This is a genomic window from Vibrio sp. 1562 (assembly GCF_033340155.1).
GTDB lineage: Bacteria > Pseudomonadota > Gammaproteobacteria > Enterobacterales > Vibrionaceae > Vibrio > Vibrio alginolyticus.
The window spans coordinates 1-654 of sequence record NZ_JAWOVY010000428.1 but is presented as its reverse complement, the minus strand read 5'-3'; the positions used below and the strand labels follow the sequence as shown (position 1 = coordinate 654).

Here is a 654-nt window from a genome sequence, read left to right as displayed (position 1 = left end):
ACGAAAAAACTAAAAGAAGCCACTGTCACCTTGTTAAATCAGGGAGTTTTACTAAAAGGCGTTAATGATTCCGTTGATGCCCTGAGCCAGCTCAGCGAGGCCCTGTTCGATGCTGGGATCCTGCCGTATTACTTGCATGTGCTAGACAAAGTCCAGGGAGCGGCCCATTTTATGGTCGATGACGAACGAGCCCGACAACTAATGGCAGGCTTATTAGAAAACGTCTCTGGCTACCTGATCCCGACCCTCACCCGTGAAATCGGCGGCCGAAAAAGCAAAACGCCGCTCGACCTACACCTTGCATAACCATCTATAACCCCTACAAATCATGAGATTTTGTGTCGGTCGAGACGCAAAATCTTACGATTTCTCTCTGATTTTTGTTTATTTTCAGAAAACTCAATAAAAAAGACACCAAACCGTTCTAAAACATTTAAGTCTCATGTAGTCTCTGCCGCCTAGATTATTTGCGACACAAAATATGGAATGAAAATCACACTATTGTGATGAAAAATGGTCGAGTTTACGACATCCATATTCAACCAAACTGAAGATGAAAGACGTAAAGAACGGTAGCCAGTAAACGTGAAGTCTACGCAATGGTAAATGCCTTCATCGCCTTTAAGGCAGCCCTGCGGAAAGTTAACCCGTCCA

1 protein-coding gene and 1 pseudogene are annotated in these 654 nt (G+C 44.2%); one reads left to right on the top strand and one right to left on the bottom strand.

Going from position 1 to position 654, the window contains the following annotated elements; all coding sequences use genetic code 11:
• Positions 1-306: pseudogene (locus R7Z49_RS25600) on the top strand (EF-P beta-lysylation protein EpmB); the annotation flags it as partial.
• A 152-nt stretch (positions 307-458) separates the two neighbouring features.
• Here the strand turns inward: R7Z49_RS25600 and R7Z49_RS25595 are convergent.
• Positions 459-654: hypothetical protein (locus R7Z49_RS25595; protein ID WP_318112473.1), on the bottom strand; the 196-nt coding region annotated here is incomplete at its 5' end.